Raw genomic sequence first — 20,987 nt, 5'->3', positions numbered from 1 at the left:
GGGTGTGCGGACCAACGGTCCGCACCCACAGTTGTGGGGCTTCAGCAGATCCACGCCATGCGTGGATGCATCCCGCCATGGTCCCGGCGGATAGGCAGGAATGCTAGGCTGCGCCGGTCAAGGAGGCTCCATGTCCGGTCACAACCAGTTCGCCCTGCTGCGCCAGCGCCGTTTCCTGCCGTTCTTCGTCGTCCAGGCGCTCGGAGCGTTCAACGACAACGTGTACCGGCAGGCGATCATCGGCCTGTTGTTCTATCTGGGCGTTTCGGAGGAGCAGCGTTCGCTTTACACCACGCTGGCGCCAGCCATCTTCATCCTGCCGTACTTCCTGTTTTCGGCGCTGGCCGGGCAGATCGCCGACAAACTGGAGAAATCGCGGCTGATCGTGATCACCACCACCATGGAGATCGTGATCATGTCGATGGCGGCTGTCGGTTTCATCACCGAGAGCCTGCCGTTCCTGCTGGTCGCGCTGTTCTGTACCGGCATGCAGTCGACCCTGTTCGGCCCGGTAAAGTACTCGGTACTGCCCTCGGTGCTGAAACCCGAGGAACTGACGGGCGGCAACGGCCTGGTCGAGATGGGTACTTCGATCTCGATCCTGTCCGGCATGATCATCGGCGGCTCTGTGTTCCTGCTTGCGGGCAGCCACGGTCCGATCGTGGCAGCCACAGCGGTGATCGCTCTGGCCATCTGCGGCAACATCGCGGCGCGCCTGATTCCCAAGGTCGACGCCGGCGATCCGAACCTGAAGATCAACTGGAACCCCTTGCCGGAGTCGCGGGTCGTGCTGCGCATGGCACGGCAGCAGAAGGCGGTGCGCAACGCCATCCTCGGGGTATCCTGGTTCTGGTTCGTCGGTACCGTGCTGACATCGCAGCTGCCCAATTACGCGTTGGCCAACCTCGGCGGCGAACCCAAGCTGTATCTGTTCGCCCTGGCCCTGTTCTCGGTCGGCACCGGCGTTGGCTCGCTGCTGTGCGAGAAGCTGTCGGCGCGCACGGTGGAAATCGGCCTGGTGCCGCTGGGTGCGTTCGGCATGACCGCGTTCCTGCTCGACCTGTATTTCGCCCGCAGTGGCGAAGCGACCGTGCACGGACTGACCATCGGGACGTTCCTGCAGCAGCCGGGCAGCATCCGCATCGTCATCGACCTGATCGGCATCGGCCTGTTCACCGGCATCTTCGTGGTGCCGCTGTTCGCGCTGATCCAGAGCCGCACGCCGAAGGCGCAGATGTCGCGCGTGTTTGCGGCGCTGAACATCCAGAACTCCGGTTTCATCGTCGGCGCAGCCCTGCTGTCGCTGGCCGCGCACAAGCTGCTGCACTGGACCATCCCGCAGCAGTTCCTGGCGCTGGCCATCGCCAACGCACTGGTGGCGATCTACATCTTCACCATCGTCCCCGAATTCCTGATGCGCTTCCTCAGCTGGCTGATGGTGCGCACCCTGTACCGCCTGCGCCCGCACAGCATCGAGGCCAACGTGCCGGACGAGGGCGCCGCGCTGCTGGTCTGCAACCATGTCAGCTACATGGACGCACTGATCCTGTCGGCGACGATCCCGCGCCCGGTGCGCTTCGTCATGTACTACAAGATCTTCAACATCCCGGTGATGCGCTGGATCTTCCGGACCGCCAAAGCGATCCCGATCGCCGGTGCGCGCGAAGACCCGGCGCTGATGCAGCGCGCGTTCGATGACATCGACGCTGCGCTGGCCGAAGGCGAGCTGGTCTGCATCTTCCCGGAAGGCGCGCTGACCAAGGATGGTGCGATGGCACCGTTCAAGTCCGGTGTCGAGAAGATCCTCGAACGGCGGCCGGTGCCGGTGGTGCCGATGGCGCTGCGCGGCATGTGGTCGAGCATGTGGAGCCGGCGCGACAGCCGCCTGGGCCGCATGCGCGTGCCGCGCCGTTTCCGCGCCACCGTCGAGGTGGTGGCGGCAGCGGCCGTGGATGGCCACAGCACCAGCGCGCCGGTGCTGGAGGCCCAGGTGCGGGCCCTGCGCGGCGATCACGCCTGACGAGATGGGCCCGCCGAGCGGGCCCAGCGGACTCCCCCACATACGTCACCGTCCAGTGGTGTACGCGACATGTCGTGACTGTAAACGCATACATGCAACGCAGGTTGCGGTAGATTACGCACCCACAGGGGGGAGGTCCGGCCGATTCATCATGGCCGGCCACCAAGGAATGGAGTCTCGCTTTGAATCAACCACCACCGCTCAGCCGTCCGGTCTACATCCCCAACCATCTGGTCTGGGCGATCCTGACGACGCTGTTCTGCTGCCTGCCGTTGGGCGTGGTGTCGATCGTGTACGCCTCCCAGGTCGATGGCCGCCGCGCGGCCGGCGACCTGCCGGGGGCCTACAGTGCGTCGCGCAAAGCGGGCTGGTGGGCGGTGGCTTCGGCCGTGGCCCTGCCGGTCCTGTTGCTGTTGTGGTTCGGGCTGTTCGGCGGCTTGGCCGTACTGGGCGCTCTTTCCGACCAATGATTCACCACCACCACCCATCAAGGAGCTTGAACCCATGAATACTGCTACTCCGCAGGTCCCGAACAACCTGGTCTGGGCGATCCTGACCACCCTGTTCTGCTGCCTGCCGGCCGGCATCGTGTCGATCGTCTACGCCGCCCAGGTCAACGGCAAGCTGGCGGCCGGCGACATCGCCGGCGCCCAGGACTCCGCCGCCAAGGCCAAGAAGTGGGCCATGTGGTCGGCCATCGCCTGGGTCGTGCTGGTCGTGCTGTACGTGCTGTTCTTCGTTGTGCTCGGCGGCATGGGCGCGATGAGCAACGGCAACTACTGATACGCCTGGACGGATCCGGCGCCTGCGCCGGATCCGTTGTTGCATGTCCGCGCTTCCCGCTCGTTCCCGACTCGCCCGCTGGGCACCGCTGCTGGTTTCCGCCGGCCTGGCCGTGGGTGCCACGGTGGTGCTGCGCAACGTCAATCCGTATGTCGCCGGCAATCCCCTGCCGAGCTGCCCGCTGTACGCGCTGACCGGCCTGTACTGCCCGGGCTGTGGCAGCACGCGCTGCCTGTATTCCCTGGTCCACTTCGACCTGCCCGGCGCGATGGCGATGAACCCGCTGCTGGTCATCAGCCTGCCGTTCCTGTTGTTGATGCTGCTGAACATCGCCGGCATCCGCCCGCGTGTGCTCGACCCGCTGATGCGGGTGCTGGCCAATCCCGTGTTCTGGCTCTGGGTGCTGCCCGGGTATGCGCTGCTGCGCAACCTGCCGTGGGCACCGTTCACCGCACTGGCACCGATCTAGGTTTCCAGCCAACGGCGCAGCCCCTCGTGGTGGGCGGCGTTTGTCGATCATGGGGTTGGCCGGGCGGGATGGGTTTGCGGGGGACGCCGTGAATCCGTCCGTGGAGGCTTGGCCGCGGCTTGCTCGTGTGCGCTGTCCTGCGCACACGGCAAGACCGGGGTTGAGCCTCCTGCCCAACCCGCCCGAGGCATGCCTCGGGCCCATGCCGCGGACACCCCCGCAAACCCATCCCGCCCGGCCACGGACAGTTTCCGTGCGCGTCCACCACGGAAAAGAAAGAGAAGATCAAAAGCGGAAGCGGATCGCTTCGCTCTGCATCCACGCATGGCGTGGATCTACCGTGTCGACCAAGGTCGACACCTACCAACAGCCGCGGGAATCTGTCGAAGGCGGGGTGGGTCGGATGGCGGGGGTGTGAGCCGCATGGATGCGGCGACCAAGCCTCCATGGACGGATTCACGGCGTCCCCCGCCATCCGATCCACCCCGCCAGCCCGCAGCAATCCTGCCGTTGCCGTTGCCGTTGCCGTTGCTTCTGCAGGTGCAGGGCTGCAAGCCCTGCAAAGCAACTACGTCACCCAGCCTGCAATCACCAGCAGGGCCAGGATCGCCAGCCACAGCAGCAGCATCCTCCACACCAGGCTCATCGCATCCCGCAGGTCCGGCAACCGCTGCCACACCGGCAACAGCCCCGCCTCGGTGTAATCGTGCGCATCCTCGCGCAGCTCGGCATTGACGCTGGCCCGCGCCACCGCGCCGAGGAAGCCGATGTTGCCGGCCAGGCGCTCGCCGTGGGCCTGGCGCCAGGCCTTCCACGCCGTATCGAAGTTGCCCACCAGCGCCATCGAAAATGCCATCAGCTGCGCCACCGGCCACTCGATCCAGCCCAGCAGGCGCTGCGCCAGCGCCAGCGGCTCCACCGGCACGCGGGCACGCATCGGGCTTTCCGCCATCAGCGCCAGCAGCCGGTAACCGAGAGCACCGGCCGGGCCCAGCAGCAGGAACCAGAACAGCACCGCGAACCAGCGCCGCAAGGCGTTGAGCACGGTTGCCTCGACCAGTGACGGAATGTCCTCGCGCAGGCTGCCACCGGCCGCCTGCAGGTTACGCACCGCGGCCTGGCGCGTCGCCGCGTCATCGGCATCGATGATCGCTTCGATATCGCGGTCCAGATCGCGCGGGCCCCAGCACCACGCCAGCACCGCCACGCCCAGCAGCAGCGACGGCAGGCCGAACAGCACCCCACGCAGCAGCCACGCCAGCAGCGCCATCAGCAGCAGCGGCGGCAGCAGTGCCAGGGCAACGCCTGCCGGCCCCTGCCAGGCCTTGCCACCGCGCGCGTCCAGCCAGCCCAGCCAACGCCGGAAGCCGTCGAAACGGCGCAGCGAGGCGGCAGCGGCCGGGGCAACATGGCCCAGGGCCAGTGCCACCAGCACGGCGGCCAGGGTGGTGAACATGGCAGGTCTCCCTACGAAACAGAACGCTCGGCGTCGCTACCTTACCTGTCGCAGCGGCGCCCTCAGCGGTGAACCGGACTGTAACCCGGGCCGTGTTCAGGTGGCGGCAATACAGGCGCCACCGTCAGCCCCGCTCAGCCCTTCTGCTGCCGGTACCAGTGTTCGATCAGGCCGCGCGAAATCGAGATCGGCGGCGACAGGCGGATGCCCTGGCCATCGTCCTCCACATCGCGTGCCAGTGCCGCGCCGACCTCGTCGGCACTGAACCAGCGCGCATCTTCCAGCTCGCCATCCACGGTCGGCAGGTCATCCTGCGCCTGTGCACGGAAACCGATCATCAGCGCGCCCGGGAACGGCCACGGCTGCGAACCGAGGTACTGGCAGGCGGTCACCCGTACCTTGCTCTCCTCGTGCACTTCACGCACCACGGTCTGCTCGAAGGTCTCGCCGGGTTCCACGAAGCCGGCCAGCACCGAGTAACGCCGCGGTGCCCAGTTCGACTGCCGGCCCAGCAGCAGCCGGCCCTGGTTTTCCACGGCGACGATCACGGCGGGATCGACACGCGGGTAATGCTCGGTGGAACACTGCGCGCAACGGCCAACGAAGCCGCCACGGGCAAACGCCACGGCACCGCCGCACACGCCGCAGAAGCGGGTGCGCGAATGCCAGTAGGACATGCCGCGGGCATAGCTGAAGGCGGTCGCATCGGCCATCGGCCACAGCAGTGCGGCCTGGCGCAGGTCGAGGCGGCGCGGGGCCGTGACGGTAACGTTGGCGGCTTCGACCGAGAACCAGGCCTGCTCGCCACGCAGGCCAAGGAAGATCGCGGCACCGGGGCCGCCGCCGATGTCGGCGCCGGTCAGCGCCAGCGGCTGGTCGTCATCGCCGGTGAAGGCGCTGCCGTCCTGATCGAGCACGAGAATGCGCGCGCCCGGCCACAGGCGCGCCAGTGCATCGGCATCGTCGCGCAGGGCATCGGCGCGCTCCAGCGGTTCGCCAACGAAAGCGAAACCGGAAAGCGGCGAAGGAGTATTGGGCATCCGGCAAGCGTGCCGCCAATCGATGCAGGTGGCAAGTTCGGCGCTGTGCGCAATCTGCCGGTGTGGGCGTGCAGGCACAGCATCCACGCATGGCGTGGATCTACAGAGGTGCCAACCTTGGTTGGCACCTTCCGGCCACAGGTCTCTTACATGCTGAAGCTGCTGCCGCAGCCGCAGGTGGTCTTGGCGTTCGGGTTGCGGATCACGAACTGGGCACCGGTCAGGCTCTCGGTGTAGTCCACCTCGGCGCCCATCAGGTACTGCAGGCTCAGCGGGTCGACCAGCAGGGTCACCCCGCTGGTCTGTACCGCCAGGTCATCCTCGGCACGGTTCTCGTCGAACTCGAACCCGTACTGGAAGCCCGAACAGCCACCGCCTTCGATGTACACGCGCAGGGCCAAGTCGGGGTTGCCCTCTTCCTGGATCAGGGATTTGACCTTGGCGGCCGCCGACTCGGTGAAGTTCAGCGGGCGCTCCAGCGACTGGTAATCGGGCGCGGCAACCGGGGTGGCGCCGGGCAGGGAGACTAGCGTGCTCATGGTGTCAGCATGGGGGTGCCGACGATGGCTTTCAAGCCATCGCCTCGGCCAGCTTGCGGCGTGCGGCGGTGTCACCCTTGCCGCCATTGGCCTCATCACCTTCCGGGGCCGGCAGGGCCGCCATCGGGGCGCTGGCATGGATCAGGCGGCCGTTCAGCTGGGCACCCGCATTCATCTCCACCACCTGGTAATGGACGTTGCCATTGACCCGCGCGCTCGGGGTCAGTTCGACCTTCTCGGTGGCATGCACGTCGCCGTCCAGGCGTCCACTGATGACCACCACCTGGGCACGGATCTCACCTTCGATCACGCCATGCTCGGCGACCGTCAAGGTCGCGCCGCTGGCGCCTTCGGCGGCGATCACCTTGCCGTGGATGCGGCCTTCCACATACAGGCCACCACTGAATTCCACATCACCGCGGATCACCACCTGGTTGCCGATCAGGGCATCCACCACCAGCTGGCCTTCACGGTTGGATTTGCTGCTTCCGAACATCTGCCTACTCCCCTTTGGCGGCCGGCGCACCGGCCTGTTTCCAGTCGAATACCTGGGTGGTACCCCCCGTACCACTCCCCAATGTCACCCGCACGCGTTGCGGGGTGAAGTCAGCCGGCAGCATCACGCTGCCGGTGAGCTGCTGGAAGTACCGGAACGAGTAATCCTGTCCCGGTACCTTGCTGCGCTGGTGCAGATCATCCCAGCTGATCGTGGCCAGCTTGCCGTTCTTGACGCCTTCCACGGTGAAACGCATCTGCCCCTGGCTGATGGCGCCGCGGTTGAGGTTCTGTGTCAGCACGGCGGTGTACTGCCAGGTGCCGGCCGCTTCCGGGCTGAACTCGATCGAATGGGTGTTCAGGCCCTTGCGCTGGCTGGTCGAACCCACCAGGCGCTCATAGAAGGCAACGTCGGCACGCAGGCCGGCGATTTCCTCATCGCGTTCGGCCAGCGAGGACTGCACCTCGGTGTTGGCGGCGCGGCTGATGCGGTCGGAGGCTTCCAGCGTGGCCTGCTTCTGGCGCAGTTCGGTCAGCTGCGCCTGCAACGTCTCGGCGCGCTTCTCGGCGGCCTGCAGGCGCTGGCCCTGTGCATCGCGCGGCGTGGCCATCCAGCAGCCACCCAGCACGGCCAGCACCAGGCTGAGCAGCCAGATGCCGCCGATCACCAGCAGGCGGCGACGGTCGGCCGGCGGTTGCGGCGCGCCGGGCAGGCGCACCTGCACGCGCATGGGAGGACGGTTGGTCATGGGTGGATTCCGGGGCATCGCGAGGGCGACACCGGTACGGCCCCTGTGGCAAACGACGGGCTAGTGTATGACAGGACGGGTGGGTTTCCTGCGCAGTGGCGAGCCACCGTCTGTGGCGTTCAGGCATGCCATCGTCGATAGTGTGGTCCCCTGCACAGTTCCGTCGCCGGAGCATCGCCATGACCGAAGCCCACCTGTTCGTGATCGGCATCCTGCTGGCCTGGCTGGCCGGCATCCGCGTCTACCTCACCGTGTTCGGTGTCGGCCTGGCCGGCCTGCTCGGCTGGGTCGACCTGCCGCCGGCCCTGCAGGCCACGGAATCGTGGTGGGTGCTGGGCACCTCGGCAGCGCTGGCGGTGACCGAATTCTTCGCCGACAAGATTCCCGGCGTCGACTCGGCGTGGGATCTGGTGCAGACCCTGGCACGCGTACCCGCAGGTGCCTTCCTTGCCGCAGCCACGCTGTCGCCGGATGGGCAGCTGGGCACCGGCGCACTTGCTGCCGGTGCCGGTGTCGCGCTGGCCAGCCATGGCCTGAAGGCCGGCACCCGCGCCCTGCTCAATACATCGCCCGAGCCTGCCAGCAACTGGGTGGCCTCCGCCGCCGAGGACACCGTGGTGGTCGGTGGCCTGGCCCTGGCCCTGGCACACCCGTGGATCGCGCTGATCGTGGTGCTGGCCTGCAGCCTGGCCGGCGCGCTGCTGGTGTGGCTGGTCTGGCGCACCTTGTGGAAGGGCGTGCGCTGGCTGGCACGCAGTGCGTCGCCCGACAGTCCACGCCAGCCCGGTACCGGTTGATCGCCGGGCTTGTCGCATAATGGACGCGAACACCAGGAGCACCGATGGCCGCAAACGAATCCCCCGCGGGCGCCCGCCCGGGACGCGCTGAAACCCCTCCGGCCGATCATTGGCAACGCTGGACCGCTGAACCGGCGAGCGCGGTCGCCGCAGCGCCGGCCGCGGTTCCGCCGCTGGCCGCCTCCGACGCACCCGCATCGATCGGCAGCGCACCGCCGCCGTTGCCGGCCCCGGCCGTGCTGGCCGAGGCTGGCAACAACGACCAGGCGCCGCCGCCCTCCGATTCGCCCTACCGCGTGCTGATCGTCGAGGACGACCGCGCGCAGGCCCTGTTCGCACAGAGCGTGCTGCATGGCGCCGGCATGCAGGCGATCGTGCACAGCGATGCCGACGGCGCGCTGCAGGCGATCAAGGAGCATCGGCCCGACCTGATCCTGATGGACCTGCACCTGCCCGGCCTGGACGGCATGCGCCTGACCGCGCTGATCCGCCAGCAGCCTGGCCTGCAGTTGCTGCCGATCGTGTTCCTGAGCGGCGATCCGGACCCGGAACGCCAGTTCGAGGTGCTCGACAGCGGCGCCGACGATTATCTGAGCAAGCCGATCCGCCCCCGCCACCTGATCGCCGCCGTGGCCAACCGCATCCGCCGCGCACGTGCGCAGGCAGCGACCCTGCCTGGTGCTACCGGCGCACCGGCCACCAGCAATCCGGAAACCGGCCTGCCGACACGTCACCACGTGCTGCAGCAACTCAACGCCACCCTCACCCATCGCGACCGGGGCGGCGTGTTCTTCATTGAAGTGGCCAGCGCGCTGGGCCTGCGCGAACGCTATGGCTACGCCGCCTTCGAGCGCCTGATGGTGCAGGCCGGGCAGCGCCTGGCCGAGGCCGGCCATCCGCACCTGCTGGCACGCCTGAACGACAACAGCTTCCTGCTGCTGGCCCGCAATACCGATGAAGACAGCCTGGAAAGCATCGCCGCGACCCTGCGTGAGCAGCTCTCGGCACGCGCCTTCGTGATCCGTGATGATGAATCGGTGCATCTGCGCGGCGTGGTGGGTTACGCGCCGCTGTCGCCGGGCTTCGACGATGCCAACGCTGCACTGGAAGCGGTCGAGCGCACCACCCTGCAGGCACGTCTGCTCAGCGCCGGCGTGGCGGGCCACGTGCATCGCCAGGCCGTCACCGAACAGGAACACCTGGCACTGCTGGAAGGCCAGCTGGAGCTGGCCTATCAGCCGATCGTCGCTGTCGCCGGTGGCAACACCGCGCAGTACCAGCTGCTGCTGCGCCTGCGCCAGGCCGACGGCACGGTGCTGGCGGCCGGCCAGGTGATTCCCGCCGCCGAAGCGGCAGGCCGCATCGCCGACCTCGACCAGCAGGTGATGGACCATGCGCTGGGCCTGCTGGACCTGTACAGGCACGCAACGCAACCGCTGAACCTGTTCGTTTCGCAGTCGCTGCGCACCCTGCAGCGCGATGCCTTTGGCGACTGGCTGCTGGAATCACTGCAGCAGCGTGACCTGCCCGGCAGTGCGCTGGTGATCGACGTGCGCCTGCCCGACGCGCTGATCCACACCGTGCCGCTGCAGCAGTTCTGCCAGCGCATGGCCGGCGCCGGCGTGCGCTTCTGCCTGAGCCAGTTCGAACCCAGTGGCGAAGCCGATGCACTGCTGACCCAGCTGCCGCTGTCGTTCGTGCGCATGGCCGCGCGGTTCTCCAGCAGCCATTCCAACCCGGCCACGCGCGAGGAACTGCGCAAGGCGATCGAACAGGCGCATGCCGCCGGGCTGCAGATCATCGGCCAGCAGATCGAGGACCCGCAGGCCGCGGCAGCGATGTGGGTCGGCGGCGTCGATTACATCCAGGGCAACATGGTGCAGTCGGCCGGCAGTGACCTGAACTTCGACTTCCACAACGCGGTGCTCTGAGGTGCCGCTGTGGGGCGTGCTGCTGGTTGCCCTTGCTGCGGCCGTCGCACTGCTGCTGTTGGGCCTGCGCCTGCGCGCGCGCAACCGGGCACTGGCCCAGCTGCAGCGCGAGCACAGCGCGCTGGCCAGCGAGCGCGACCAGCTGCGCCGCACCACCGAACGCCAGGGCCAGCTGGAACAGCAGCTGCTGCAGGCCAAGCAGGCCGCCGAAGCGGCCGTGCTGGCCAAGGGCGAGTTCCTGGCCACGATGAGCCACGAGATCCGCACGCCGCTCAACGGCATCCTGCCGATGCTGGAGCTGATCGCGCGCGGGCCGCTGGGTGAAGACCAGCGGCAGATGCTGGCCACCGCTTCGGCCAGTTCACAGCAGCTGCTGCGCATCGTCGACGACATCCTCGACTACTCCCGGCTGGAAGCGCAGGCGCTGGAACTGGAGATCACCAGCTTCAACCTGCGCGACCTGCTCGATGGCGTGGTGCAGCTGATGCAACGCGCCGCCGATGCCAAGGGCCTGTCCCTGGCCCTGCAGCTTGACCCATCGGTGCGCCTGCCGGTGCGCGGCGACCCGGTACGCCTGCGCCAGGTGCTGAGCAACCTGCTGGCCAATGCCATCAAGTTCACCGCCCGCGGCCAGGTGCAGCTGCGCGTGCAGCGCCTGGGCGAAGGTGCGGCACAGCACCAGCTGCGCTTCGAGATCATCGACACCGGTATCGGCATCGATGAGGCACTGCAGGCACGCCTGTTCCAGTCCTTCAGCCAGGCCGATGCCTCGACCACGCGCATCTACGGTGGCACCGGCCTGGGCCTGGCCATCTGCAAGCGCATCATCGACCTGATGCACGGGCAGATCGGCGTGCAGTCCACGCCCGGCCAGGGCGCAACGTTCTGGTTCGAGATCCCGCTGCTGAAAGTACCCGGCGACCTGCCTGCGATGGCGCGCGCCCCCGCAGCGCTACTGTTGTTCAGCGCCGATGCAACGCTGCAGGCACGCATCGAGCGCATCGCCGCCCACCATGGGCTGCAGGTGCAGGTGCTGGCACAGCTGGATGCCGTGGTCGAGCGCCTGCGCGCTCCCGCGCGGCCCGGACAACCAGCACCGGCATGGCTGATTGTCGATTCCCGCACCCGCCGCAACGGCGAGGTCACGCTGCAGCAGGCGCTGGCCGAGCGCGGCGACGATGATGCACTGCAGGTACTGTGGCTGCAGGAAGACACGCCTGCACAACGCCCGCGCCAACGCCAGCTGCTCCCGCATTTCGATGATGCAGCCCTGCATGCACTGCTGGCGGCGCCTGCCACGCCTGCCCGCCCTGCCGCCCTGCTGGCCAATGCCGAAGACGGCTTGCCCGCACCGACGCTGCCGCCATTGCACCTGCGCGTGCTGCTGGTGGAAGACAACACGGTCAACCGGATGGTGGCCGAGCATCTGCTGCGCGTGTTCCAGTGCGAGGTGCGCAACGCCGCCGACGGCGAGCAGGCACTGGCCGCCCTGCGCGAGGGCGGCGTGGACGTGGTGCTGATGGATTGCCAGATGCCGGTGCTGGACGGCTACGCCGCCACGCGCCGCTGGCGTGCGGAAGAAACGGAAACAGGGCGCTCGCGGTTGCCGATCATCGCGATGACGGCCAACGCCATGGCCGGTGACCGCGAACGCTGCCTGCAGGCCGGCATGGACGACTACCTGTCCAAGCCGATCGCACGCGCCACCTTGCATGCGCTGTTGAGGCGCTGGGGGCAGCGATCACGCGATGTCGTAGCGTCGAGCTTGCTCGACGGCGATGCATCCGGGGCCAGTGGGATCCCGCCAGCCGAGCATGGCCCGGCTCTACAAGAGACGAAAAGCCAAGCGGTGACGCAACCGGTGCTGGACCGTGATGTGCTGGACGAACTGCACGCGGTGATCGGCGATACCGCCCTCCAGATCGTCTCGGTGTTCCTGGAGGATGCGCCGGCGATGGTGCAGCAGCTGCAGCAGGCCGCGCAGAGCAGCGACGAGCCGCGACTGCAGGCAATCGCCCACAGCCTTAAATCATCGAGTGCGAACGTGGGGGCGTTGTCGCTGTCGGCAATCGCGCAGCGGATCGAGCACGAAGCCCGTAGTGGCAGCCTGCAGCGCCCCGCAGTGGCGGTGGCGCTGCTGGTTGCCGAATTCGCCCGGGCGCGCGTGGCGCTGACGGGCTACCTGGCACAGCATCGGTAGCGTCGAGCTTGCTCGACCATCGCCATGCTGATCACAGTCGAGCAAGCTCGACGCTACGTCACTCTTCCAGCTTGCTGAGCAGGTACTTCGGCTCGCCGATACGCTCGATCAGGTCGAGCTGGGTTTCCAGCCAGTCGATGTGCTCTTCTTCCGAGTCGAGGATCTTCACGAACAGCTGGCGGCTGACGTAGTCACCCACCGAATCGGAGTAGGCCACGGCCTCGCGCAGGGTCACTACGCCGTCGCGCTCCAGCGACAGGTCGCACTGCAGGATCTCGGTCGGGTTCTCGCCGATGCGCAGCTTGCCCAGCGCCTGGAAATTCGGCAGGCCTTCGAGGAACAGGATGCGGTCGGCAAGCATGTCGGCATGCTTCATCTCGTCGATCGATTCCTTGTACTCGTGTTCGGCCAGCTCCTTGATGCCCCAGTTCTTCAGCATCTTGGCGTGCAGGAAGTACTGGTTGATCGCGGTCAGCTCGTTGTAGAGGACCTTGTTGAGGAATTCGATGACCTTGGTGTCGCCCTTCATGGGGGTGCTCCTGCACGCTGAAAACGCAGGCACTTTAACGCCTTGCGCGCGGCCGTGAAGGAACGCGAATCGTGCGCATTGGCCTGTGCGGCCGCACGTGAAGGATGCGAAAGCGCGGCGTCAACGCGCCGCGAAAGAGACGATCAGGCGACCTGGGCCAGACCGAGGACCGGCAGCGGCAGATCGTGGGTGGCACGCGCCTTGGCCAGCAGATCGCCGGCCATGTCCAGGCAGGAACCGCAGGTGGCACCACAACCGGTACGCATGGTCAGTTCGGCCACCGTGCTGACGCCATGGCTGGCGGCTTCGCGGATCTGGTGGTCGGTGACTCCGTTGCAGATGCAGACGTACACAGGCGTGAACCGGGCTGACAGGCCAAGAGTGGCCTGTTGGCTATTCCAATGGAAACGAGAATGGTTGTCAATCAGAGACCTGAACCATTCTCGATACGGTTCAGCCGGTCACGTGGCCGGACCATCGCCGGTGGCCTTCTTCGGCCAGTAGCCGCGGGTCCGTGGGCGCTTGCGTGGGCGGTCATGCCCGGCGGTATGGCCCGGCATCCAGGCCTCCGCAGCGCTCTTGGGCATGGCGGTCACGCCCTGCCCGGCCACCCCGCGCGCCAACGGCGCCAGATGTCGCAAGGCGCGCGCATAGACGCCACGCTTGAACATCACCACGTGCTCCACCGGGTACCAGAAGTCCACCCAGCGCCAGTGGTCAAACTCGGGTGAGTCGGTGTGGTCCAGCTTCACGTGGGACTCGTCGCCGGTCAGGCGCAGCAGGAACCAGACCTGCTTCTGGCCGATGCAGACCTGCCGCTCGTTGCGGCGGATGGCCCGCGCCGGCAGCTTGTAGCGCAGCCAGCCGGGCGTTGCCCCGAGCACTTCCACGTGCTCAGGCAGCAGGCCGGTCTCTTCCTGCAGTTCACGATACATGGCCTCGACAGGCGTCTCGTCGGTATTCATGCCACCCTGCGGGAACTGCCAGCCGTCCCGGCGCACACGTCGTGCCCAGAACACCTGGCCGTCCTGCCGCATCAGCACAATGCCGACGTTCGGTCGATAGCCGTCCGGATCGATCACGATGCGGACTCCTAAAAATCTACTGGTCGGGACTATCCCATGCCGCCTGTCGGCCCACAAGCACGATACAAAAGTGTTGACAGGGGCGATACACATCCGCAGAATAGCGGGCTCACCAAGGCTATGTAGCTCAGCCGGTTAGAGCACAGCACTCATAATGCTGGGGTCGGTGGTTCGAGTCCACCCATAGCCACCACACTGAAAATCAAGTTGTTTTTCAGCGTGAAAAGTGAGAAAATAGTTGCACGTTTTGCCCCGTCGCCAAGCGGTAAGGCACCTGACTCTGACTCAGGCATTCGGTGGTTCGAATCCATCCGGGGCAGCCAAATTAAAAGCAAAAGGCCAGATCGAAAGATCTGGCCTTTTGTTTTTAATTTGGTCGCGCATTCCACCTTATCCCCGCGCCTGTCGGCGCACCCCCTTGAACAACAAGGGGGCTCTTCTCCAGACAGAGACCGGGGTCAGGCATGCGGACCACGGGTAGTGCCGGCCGCTGGCCGGCAACCAGGAAATCCACGACCCCAGAACGACAAAAGCCCGGCCGAAGCCGGGCTTTTGCTTGTCCAACCAGCGGGCCCCCGAAGGAGCCCAACCAGGCGCGGTAGATCAGCGCTTGGAGAACTGGGTGGCGCGGCGGGCCTTGTGCAGACCGACCTTCTTACGCTCGACTTCACGGGCGTCACGGGTCATGAAGCCAGCCTTGCGCAGCTCGGACTTCAGGGTTTCGTCGTACTCGACCAGAGCACGGGCGATGCCCAGACGGATCGCACCGGCCTGGCCGGTGGTGCCGCCGCCAGCGGCGGTGACCAGGATGTCGAAGCTTTCGGTGTTCTTGGTCAGCTCGAGCGGCTGGCGCACGATCATGCGCGCGGTCTCACGACCGAAGAACTCGTCCAGCGGACGGCCATTGACGGTGATGTTGCCCGAACCCTTGCGCAGGAACACGCGAGCGGTGGAGGACTTGCGGCGGCCAGTGCCGTAGTTTTGAGTGATAGCCATGATTAGATATCCAGAACCTGCGGCTGCTGTGCGGCGTGCGGATGCTCAGTGCCGGCGTAGACCTTGAGCTTGCGGTACATCTGGCGACCCAGCGGGCCCTTCGGCAGCATGCCCTTCACGGCGATCTCGATCACGCGCTCCGGGTGGCGCTCCAGCGCCTGTGCCAGGGATTCAGTCTTCAGGTTGCCGATGTAACCGGTGAAACGGTGATACATCTTGTCCTGCAGCTTCTTGCCGGTGACGGCAATCTTTTCTGCATTGATGACGACCAGGTAGTCGCCGGTATCAACGTGCGGGGTGTAGACCGGCTTGTGCTTGCCACGCAGACGGCGGGCCAGCTCGGTGGCGAGACGGCCCAGGGTCTTGCCCTCGGCGTCGACGAGGTACCAGTCGCGCTGGACGGTCTCGTTCTTGGCAGTGAAAGTGCTCATGAAGAACTCTAGGTTAGGTCGGGCTCATTGCGGCGAAAGGCTCGCCGGAACTCTGCCACGCGTTGTGAAAAGGTGAAGCGTAAGAGGCGGGATTGTACGCAGGTCAGCCCCCCGTTGCAAGCCGGCCCTTGACCGGGTTGGCAGGGGGACGGGGTCGGGCGAGAATCGCGGGGTCTTCCGCCCCACCGTGTACCGCCATGACCGTGCTCCGCCAGATCACCCCGCTGGACCACCTGCTGACCGAGGCGCAGCGCGCCCTGGACACGGTGTTCGGCAACCCGCCGGCGGCCCGCCCCTATCCGGCTGCGGACACCGACGAGCCGGGCATGGACAGCACCGAACGCCGCCACGCGGCCGGCCTGATGCGGATCAACCACGTCGGCGAGGTCTGCGCACAGGGCCTGTACTTCGGCCAGGCGGCCGTGGCCCGCGACCCGGCCACGCGTGAACACCTGCTGGAAGCGGCCCAGGAAGAAACCGACCATCTGGCCTGGTGCGCCACCCGCCTGGGCGAACTGGACAGCCGTCCGAGCCTGTTCAACCCGCTCTGGTACGCCGGCAGCTACACCATCGGCACCCTGGCCGGGCTGCGCGGCGACGGCTGGAACCTGGGCTTCGTGGTCGAGACCGAGCGCCAGGTGGAAGCTCATCTGGACGAGCACCTGGTCGACCTGCCGGCCGGCGACCTGCGCAGCCGCGCGGTCATCGCCGTGATGAAGGAAGACGAGGCCCGCCATGCGGACCACGCCGAGCAGGCCGGCGCACGCCGCCTGCCGTTCCCGATCCCGGGCGCGATGGCGCTGGCTTCCAAGGTCATGAAGACCATCGCCTACCGGCTGTGACCGCCAGGTAGTGCCGGCCGCTGGCCGGCACTACCAGTTAATTGGGCGAGACCAGCTTCAGGCCGATCACACCGGCCACGATCAGGCCCACGCAGGCCAGGCGGGCCGGCGATGCGCTGTCGTTGAACAGGTAGATGCCCAGCACCGCCACGCCCATGGCGCCGATACCGGTCCAGATCGCGTAGGCGGTACCGACCGGGATGCTCTTCATCGCCTGGCTCATCAGGTACAGGCTGATCAGCGCGGACACGACCGTGGCAGCGGTGGGAAGGGGTTTGCTGAAGCCTTCGGAGTACTTCATTCCGAGGGCGAAACCGATCTCGAACAGGCCGGCCAGCAGCAGGTAGATCCAGGGCATGGGTGGGGGCTCCTTACCTTTTTTGAGAAAAACGAAACGGCCCGGTGTTTTCACACCGGGCCGTGGGTCGGTACATCACCGTGGAACTGTAACGCGTGCGGGGCACTGGTTCCACGGGGCGGGTCGTCCCGCCTGGGCGGCGATGCCTGCGGGCATCGCACATGGGGCTTACTCGGACAGGTTCCGGCCGTGGAACAGCTCTTCGATCTCGCGCTTGAGCAGCGCTTCGATCTTCATGCGTTCCTTGAACGACAGGTTCTTGGCCTTTTCCTCGAACAGGTACTGGTCCAGGTCGAAGTCCTTCAGGTGCATCTTCGTGTGGAAGATGTTTTCCTGATAGACGTTGACGTCGAACATCTCGTAACGCGACTTGATGTTCTTGGCCAGGAAGTTCTGGATCGAGTTGATCTTGTGATCGATGTAGTGCTTCTTGCCCTTCACATCGCGGGTGAAGCCACGGACGCGGTAGTCCATGATCACGATGTCCGACTCGAGGCTTTCGATCAGGTAGTTCAACGCCTTCAACGGCGAAATGACGCCGCAGGTGGCCACGTCGATGTCGGCGCGGAAGGTGGCGATACCTTCCTGCGGGTGCGTTTCCGGATAGGTGTGCACGGTGATGTGCGACTTGTCCATGTGCGCGACCACGGCATCGGAGATCAGCTCCTTGCCGGCCTGCTTCTTGTCGATCACCGGTTCTTCGGAGATCAGGATGGTCACCGAGGCACCCTGCGGATCGTAGTCCTGGCGGGCCACGTTCAGGATGTTGGCGCCGATGATCTCGGCGACATCGGTCAAGATTTGAGTCAGCCTGTCGGCGTTGTACTCTTCATCGATGTATTCAATGTAACGCTGACGCTCCTCTTCGGTGCGCGCGTAACACACGTCATAGATGTTGAAGCTCAGCGCCTTGGTGAGGTTGTTGAAACCCTGCAGCCTCAGGCGAGGCAACGGCTTGACCACGGCGGTCGATTCCTGTGTAAGAAGGGAAAGGGGGAATTATGGGGCAAACTGTCCCCGGGGGGAACGTGAAGAGCGCTCACATCTGGCACACTGTTTGCCCTTAACAATTGCGCTGGTTAAGCTCCGCTATCGACCCCGTGAATCCGTTCATGCGCAGAGGGAGCGCTCCTATCGTGTCAACCGTGCGCCTAGCTAGCAGTCCACTGGCCCTGGATATCGCCACAATCGATCGTTTCCTGGCGCACAGCCACAGGCGGCGATACCCCACCCGTACCGACGTCTTCCGACCCGGTGACCCGGCGGGAACCCTGTATTACGTCATCAGCGGCTCGGTTTCGATCATGGCCGAGGAAGATGACGATCGCGAGCTGGTGCTGGGCTACTTCGGTGCCGGCGAATTCGTCGGCGAGATGGGCCTGTTCGTTGAATCGGACCGCCGCGAGGTGATCCTGAGGACCCGTACCGCCTGCGAGCTGGCCGAAATCAGCTACGAGCGCCTGCACCAGCTGTTCCTCGGCCCGCTGTCGGCCGATGCCCCGCGCCTGCTGTACGCGCTGGGCCAGCAGATCTCCAAGCGCCTGCTCGACACCAGCCGCAAGGCCAGCCGCCTGGCATTCCTGGACGTTACCGACCGGATCGTGCGCACCCTGCACGACCTGGCGCAGGAGCCGGAGGCGATGAGCCATCCGCAGGGCAGCCAGCTGCGCGTCTCGCGCCAGGAACTGGCCCGCCTGGTCGGCTGCTCGCGCGAAATGGCCGGCCGCGTGCTGAAGAAGCTGCAGACCGATGGCCTGTTGCACGCCCGCGGCAAGACCGTGGTGCTGTACGGCACCCGTTGATCGTTGAGCAGCCGGTGGGTGCGGACCTTGGTCCGCACTCTTTCACGCGCTAGGCTCGGTGCATGGAACTGAGCAGCGCATTCTGGTGGTTCATCCTCATCGGCCTGGGCGCCCAGCTGGTGGACGGCGCGCTGGGCATGGCGTTCGGCCTCGTGTCGTCGTCGGTGATGCTGGCCATGGGCATTCCGCCCGCGCAGGCCAGTGCAGCCATCCACACCGCCGAGGTGTTCACTACTGGCGCCTCCGGCGTGTCGCATCTGGTCGCCGGCAATGTCGATAAGCGCCTGTTCCTGCGCCTGGCGCTGCCCGGCGCCGTGGGCGGCGCCGTGGGTGCCTACGGCCTGACCCAGCTGCCCGGCGAGGTGATCCGCCCGCTCATCTACCTGTACCTGCTGGTGCTGGCCATCATCATCCTGGCACGTGCCGCCGGCCGCCTGATGCCCAAAGGCGAGGTCAAGCGGGTGCCCGTGCTGGGCTTCGTGGCCGGCTTCCTGGATGCCAGCGGCGGGGGCGGCTGGGGGCCGGTGGCCACCTCCACCCTGCTGGCCCGCGGCGGCCAGGCACGCACCACCATCGGCACGGTGAACGCGGCCGAGTTTGTGGTCACCCTGACAGTTTCAGCAACGTTCCTGCTGTCGATGGGGCTGCATCACCTGCAGATCGTGGCCGGCCTGCTGATCGGCGGCATGATGGCCGCGCCGGTGGCCGCACTGCTGGTGAAGCGCCTGAAGGAGCGCTGGGTGCTGGTGGCCGTGGGCGTGCTGGTGCTGGGCATCAGCCTGTTCCAGATCGGGCATGCGCTGACCGGGTATCTGGCGCGCTGAGCGCTCGCCGGGCGCAGGACCATTTGCCGGCCAGCGGCCGGCAGATCCGTCACCGTGCGGCGAGGTCAGGCCTTGTCGCCGCCGCGGTCCACGCAGCCCCAGTTGAGGATGCGGGTGCCGGCCGGCAGCACGCGGCGGAAGAAGTCCACCCTGCCCGGCTTCGGGTTCACCACCACCGGCGCCTTGGCGGCCAGCAGCAGCGGCAGGTCGGCGGTGCTGTCGGAGTAGGCGATATCGATGTCGCCGTAGCCGCGCTCGCGCAGCATGCGCATCTTCTCTTCGTTGTGGCAGTGGCGGGTCGGGCCGACGCCACCCAGCCGTGGGCCGACCTCGGTGCCGATCACCGGTACGTCCTGGTGGGCGACGAAGGCCAGGATCGCGCGTGCCAGCTCTGGTGGCGCGCCCGTGGCAACCACCACGCGGTCACCCTTGGCCCGGTGCGCTGCGAACACCTCCAGCGCCTGTGGCAGCAGCTTGGCGCGCATCTGCGCCTCGTTGCGCAGCACATAGGCGTCGATGACCTTGTTGAAATCGCGCGCACGGTGCAGGCCGAAGCTGCCGATCCACACATAGACCGAAATGCCGGTACGGCGGGTCGGCAGCAGCGCCACCATCGGCCCGGCGATCGGCGTGACCAGCAGCGCCGCCAGCATGCGCAGCGGGTTGCGCTTGATCAGCGAAGCGAACAGGTGAGTACCCGAATCGCCGTCGTAGAGGGTGTGGTCGAAATCGAAGACCACCAGCGGCGCATCGTCGCGCGGCGTCGGATAGTGCGTTTTCATGCCGCGAAGAATAGCTGACGCAGGCCCTCGCCCGGCTCTTCCACGCGCATGAAGGCCTCGCCCACCAGGAACGAGTGGATGCCGGCATCGCGCATCAGCGCCACGTCCTGCGGGCCGAGGATGCCGCTCTCGGTGACCAGCAGGCGATCGCGCGGCACCGCCTTCTGCATGTCCAGCGTGGTCTGCAGCGACACCTCGAAGGTGCGCAGGTTGCGGTTGTTGATGCCGATCATCGGTGCCGGTACCTGCAGCGCACGCTCCAACTCGTCGATGTCGTGCACTTCCACCAGTACGTCCATGCCCAGCGACATCGCCAGTTCGGACAGCGTGGCCAACTGCGTGTCGTCCAGCGCAGCGACGATCAGCAGGATGCAGTCGGCACCCAGCACGCGCGCCTCGTACACCTGGTAGGCGTCGATCACGAAGTCCTTGCGCAGCACCGGCAGCGTGCAGGCCTCACGGGCCTGCTGCAGGTAGGCATCGGCACCCTGGAAGAAGTCCACATCGGTCAGCACCGACAGGCAGCTGGCGCCGCCGAACTCATAGCTGACCGCGATGTCGGCCGGGCGGAAATCCGGGCGGATCACGCCCTTGGACGGGCTGGCCTTCTTCACCTCGGCGATCACCGCCGGGTCGCCGTTGGCCACCGCCGCCTGCAGCGCGCGCACGAAGCCACGTACCGGCGGGGCGCTGGCCACGGCGGCCTGCAGGTCCTCGAGGGGACGCTGGGCACGGCGCTGGGCCACTTCTTCGGCCTTGCGGGCCAGGATCGTCTGCAGGATGTCGCTCATCGTCTTCGATTCGGTGCGGGGGCGGTGAGGACGGCCATTATCGGCCATCAAGAGGGTCAGGCTGAACC

Annotated in this window: 24 protein-coding genes and 2 tRNA genes; 12 read left to right on the top strand and 14 right to left on the bottom strand. The window is 66.6% G+C overall.

Features of this window, described 5'->3' with window-relative positions:
- Positions 1-130 precede the first annotated feature (130 nt).
- The 4 genes from ACMZ91_RS04365 (at position 131) to ACMZ91_RS04350 (ending at position 3,272) form a co-directional block, all read left to right on the top strand.
- On the top strand, positions 131-2,020 hold the full coding sequence (locus tag ACMZ91_RS04365; RefSeq protein ID WP_414578146.1) for an MFS transporter: 1,890 nt from the start codon (positions 131-133) through the stop codon (positions 2,018-2,020).
- A gap of 182 nt (positions 2,021-2,202) precedes the next feature.
- Positions 2,203-2,490, top strand: coding sequence for a CD225/dispanin family protein (locus tag ACMZ91_RS04360; protein ID WP_005419784.1), 288 nt, complete (start codon positions 2,203-2,205; stop codon positions 2,488-2,490).
- Between the two features lie 34 nt (positions 2,491-2,524).
- Positions 2,525-2,803, top strand: coding sequence for a CD225/dispanin family protein (locus ACMZ91_RS04355; RefSeq protein ID WP_032127177.1), 279 nt, complete (start codon positions 2,525-2,527; stop codon positions 2,801-2,803).
- 43 nt (positions 2,804-2,846) lie between these two features.
- Positions 2,847-3,272: a DUF2752 domain-containing protein gene (locus tag ACMZ91_RS04350; protein ID WP_006473646.1), complete on the top strand. Its 426-nt coding sequence runs from the start codon at positions 2,847-2,849 to the stop codon at positions 3,270-3,272.
- A gap of 568 nt (positions 3,273-3,840) precedes the next feature.
- On the opposite strand, the gene ampE is transcribed toward ACMZ91_RS04350, so the two are convergent.
- The 5 genes from ampE to ACMZ91_RS04325 form a co-directional block, all read right to left on the bottom strand.
- The gene (ampE, locus tag ACMZ91_RS04345; protein WP_032127176.1) at positions 3,841-4,728 is read right to left on the bottom strand and encodes a regulatory signaling modulator protein AmpE; all 888 of its coding nucleotides are present in this window, start codon (positions 4,726-4,728) and stop codon (positions 3,841-3,843) included.
- A gap of 134 nt (positions 4,729-4,862) precedes the next feature.
- Positions 4,863-5,768 (bottom strand): NAD(+) diphosphatase, encoded by a 906-nt coding sequence (gene nudC, locus ACMZ91_RS04340; RefSeq protein ID WP_049424057.1) that lies wholly within the window; start codon positions 5,766-5,768, stop codon positions 4,863-4,865.
- 146 nt (positions 5,769-5,914) lie between these two features.
- The gene (gene erpA / locus ACMZ91_RS04335; RefSeq protein ID WP_005419789.1) at positions 5,915-6,307 is read right to left on the bottom strand and encodes an iron-sulfur cluster insertion protein ErpA; all 393 of its coding nucleotides are present in this window, start codon (positions 6,305-6,307) and stop codon (positions 5,915-5,917) included.
- A 31-nt stretch (positions 6,308-6,338) separates the two neighbouring features.
- Positions 6,339-6,803: a bactofilin family protein gene (locus tag ACMZ91_RS04330; RefSeq protein ID WP_006398829.1), complete on the bottom strand. Its 465-nt coding sequence runs from the start codon at positions 6,801-6,803 to the stop codon at positions 6,339-6,341.
- A gap of 4 nt (positions 6,804-6,807) precedes the next feature.
- The gene (locus ACMZ91_RS04325; protein ID WP_019336613.1) at positions 6,808-7,551 is read right to left on the bottom strand and encodes a DUF6776 family protein; all 744 of its coding nucleotides are present in this window, start codon (positions 7,549-7,551) and stop codon (positions 6,808-6,810) included.
- Between the two features lie 179 nt (positions 7,552-7,730).
- Between ACMZ91_RS04325 and ACMZ91_RS04320 the strand changes: the two genes are divergently transcribed.
- The 3 genes from ACMZ91_RS04320 to ACMZ91_RS04310 are packed head-to-tail and all read left to right on the top strand — an operon-like array spanning position 7,731 to position 12,479.
- Entirely contained in the window at positions 7,731-8,348 is a 618-nt protein-coding gene (locus ACMZ91_RS04320; RefSeq protein WP_005411305.1) for a DUF4126 domain-containing protein, read from the top strand.
- A 44-nt stretch (positions 8,349-8,392) separates the two neighbouring features.
- Positions 8,393-10,279 (top strand): EAL domain-containing protein, encoded by a 1,887-nt coding sequence (locus ACMZ91_RS04315; protein WP_049424052.1) that lies wholly within the window; start codon positions 8,393-8,395, stop codon positions 10,277-10,279.
- A 1-nt stretch (position 10,280) separates the two neighbouring features.
- Positions 10,281-12,479 carry an ATP-binding protein gene (locus ACMZ91_RS04310; RefSeq protein WP_414578143.1) on the top strand — a complete coding sequence of 733 codons (2,199 nt, stop codon included), beginning with the start codon at positions 10,281-10,283 and terminating at the stop codon, positions 12,477-12,479.
- A gap of 58 nt (positions 12,480-12,537) precedes the next feature.
- Here the strand turns inward: ACMZ91_RS04310 and bfr are convergent, their stop codons facing one another.
- From bfr to ACMZ91_RS04295, 3 genes are all read right to left on the bottom strand, one after another.
- Positions 12,538-13,008, bottom strand: coding sequence for a bacterioferritin (gene bfr, locus ACMZ91_RS04305; RefSeq protein WP_005419804.1), 471 nt, complete (start codon positions 13,006-13,008; stop codon positions 12,538-12,540).
- Between the two features lie 143 nt (positions 13,009-13,151).
- Complete coding sequence (locus tag ACMZ91_RS04300; RefSeq protein ID WP_005411309.1) at positions 13,152-13,361, bottom strand: (2Fe-2S)-binding protein; 210 nt, start codon at positions 13,359-13,361, stop codon at positions 13,152-13,154.
- A 108-nt stretch (positions 13,362-13,469) separates the two neighbouring features.
- The gene (locus ACMZ91_RS04295) at positions 13,470-14,090 is read right to left on the bottom strand and encodes an RNA pyrophosphohydrolase (RefSeq protein WP_032127170.1); all 621 of its coding nucleotides are present in this window, start codon (positions 14,088-14,090) and stop codon (positions 13,470-13,472) included.
- Positions 14,091-14,209: 119 nt separating this feature from the next.
- Here ACMZ91_RS04295 and ACMZ91_RS04290 point away from each other — a divergent pair.
- A tRNA-Met gene (locus ACMZ91_RS04290) sits at positions 14,210-14,286 on the top strand.
- A gap of 55 nt (positions 14,287-14,341) precedes the next feature.
- A tRNA-Gln gene (locus ACMZ91_RS04285) sits at positions 14,342-14,416 on the top strand.
- A 280-nt stretch (positions 14,417-14,696) separates the two neighbouring features.
- Here the strand turns inward: ACMZ91_RS04285 and rpsI are convergent.
- On the bottom strand, positions 14,697-15,089 hold the full coding sequence (gene rpsI / locus ACMZ91_RS04280; RefSeq protein ID WP_005411311.1) for a 30S ribosomal protein S9: 393 nt from the start codon (positions 15,087-15,089) through the stop codon (positions 14,697-14,699).
- A 2-nt stretch (positions 15,090-15,091) separates the two neighbouring features.
- Positions 15,092-15,520 (bottom strand): 50S ribosomal protein L13, encoded by a 429-nt coding sequence (rplM, locus tag ACMZ91_RS04275; protein ID WP_005414692.1) that lies wholly within the window; start codon positions 15,518-15,520, stop codon positions 15,092-15,094.
- A 197-nt stretch (positions 15,521-15,717) separates the two neighbouring features.
- Between rplM and coq7 the strand changes: the two genes are divergently transcribed.
- Positions 15,718-16,362 (top strand): 2-polyprenyl-3-methyl-6-methoxy-1,4-benzoquinone monooxygenase, encoded by a 645-nt coding sequence (coq7, locus tag ACMZ91_RS04270; protein WP_049401665.1) that lies wholly within the window; start codon positions 15,718-15,720, stop codon positions 16,360-16,362.
- 37 nt (positions 16,363-16,399) lie between these two features.
- Here coq7 and ACMZ91_RS04265 read toward each other — a convergent pair whose 3' ends face one another.
- Together ACMZ91_RS04265 and speD are read right to left on the bottom strand one after the other, a co-directional pair.
- Positions 16,400-16,720 carry a DMT family transporter gene (locus tag ACMZ91_RS04265; RefSeq protein WP_005411314.1) on the bottom strand — a complete coding sequence of 107 codons (321 nt, stop codon included), beginning with the start codon at positions 16,718-16,720 and terminating at the stop codon, positions 16,400-16,402.
- A gap of 168 nt (positions 16,721-16,888) precedes the next feature.
- Positions 16,889-17,683: an adenosylmethionine decarboxylase gene (speD, locus tag ACMZ91_RS04260; protein ID WP_006473908.1), complete on the bottom strand. Its 795-nt coding sequence runs from the start codon at positions 17,681-17,683 to the stop codon at positions 16,889-16,891.
- A 149-nt stretch (positions 17,684-17,832) separates the two neighbouring features.
- On the opposite strand from speD, the gene crp reads away from it, so the two are divergent.
- Positions 17,833-18,522, top strand: a complete 690-nt coding sequence (crp, locus tag ACMZ91_RS04255) for a cAMP-activated global transcriptional regulator CRP (protein ID WP_010482649.1) — start codon at positions 17,833-17,835, stop codon at positions 18,520-18,522.
- A 62-nt stretch (positions 18,523-18,584) separates the two neighbouring features.
- Complete coding sequence (locus ACMZ91_RS04250) at positions 18,585-19,346, top strand: sulfite exporter TauE/SafE family protein (protein WP_014038735.1); 762 nt, start codon at positions 18,585-18,587, stop codon at positions 19,344-19,346.
- Between the two features lie 65 nt (positions 19,347-19,411).
- On the opposite strand, the gene ACMZ91_RS04245 is transcribed toward ACMZ91_RS04250, so the two are convergent.
- Together ACMZ91_RS04245 and trpC are read right to left on the bottom strand one after the other, a co-directional pair.
- Positions 19,412-20,128: a haloacid dehalogenase-like hydrolase gene (locus tag ACMZ91_RS04245; protein WP_032127168.1), complete on the bottom strand. Its 717-nt coding sequence runs from the start codon at positions 20,126-20,128 to the stop codon at positions 19,412-19,414.
- The gene (trpC, locus tag ACMZ91_RS04240; RefSeq protein WP_049401666.1) at positions 20,125-20,919 is read right to left on the bottom strand and encodes an indole-3-glycerol phosphate synthase TrpC; all 795 of its coding nucleotides are present in this window, start codon (positions 20,917-20,919) and stop codon (positions 20,125-20,127) included. Before trpC ends, ACMZ91_RS04245 begins: the two co-directional genes overlap by 4 nt.
- Between the last annotated feature and the right edge of the window lie 68 nt (positions 20,920-20,987).

Source organism: Stenotrophomonas sp. FR024 (assembly GCF_047500745.2).
GTDB lineage: Bacteria > Pseudomonadota > Gammaproteobacteria > Xanthomonadales > Xanthomonadaceae > Stenotrophomonas > Stenotrophomonas maltophilia_A.
This window is presented reverse-complemented; position numbering and strand designations above follow the sequence as displayed.